Below are 278 nucleotides of genomic sequence, written 5' to 3' on the forward strand. Positions count from 1 at the left end.
ATAAGCAGCCAGGCCATCAACGCCGGATGACTGGCAACCAGCTAAAATCGCTCCAGTCGCTATCAAAAGCGCAATGCATTTAGTCCCAGCTCTGATCTGCAATATTGGCAATTTGATCCCCATCAGACACTCTTACCCAAGACTCGGATGCGCTCACCGGCGATCATCGTAAAAAAAAGCTAACAACTCAAGAATTTAAGCACATACTCACAAAAAAGCGACAGAGGCGATCTTCGCCGGAACGCGACAGCGTGATAAAAATGCCTGCTATCCAAGGT

At 47.8% G+C, this 278-nt stretch carries 1 pseudogene; it reads right to left on the minus strand.

The window, feature by feature from the left end:
* Window positions 1-105, minus strand: a pseudogene (locus AF337_RS46480) (tetratricopeptide repeat protein); the annotation flags it as partial.
* Window positions 106-278 lie beyond the last annotated feature (173 nt).

The sequence above is a fragment of the Rhizobium ecuadorense genome (assembly GCF_001187535.1).
In the GTDB taxonomy this organism is placed as follows: domain Bacteria; phylum Pseudomonadota; class Alphaproteobacteria; order Rhizobiales; family Rhizobiaceae; genus Rhizobium; species Rhizobium ecuadorense.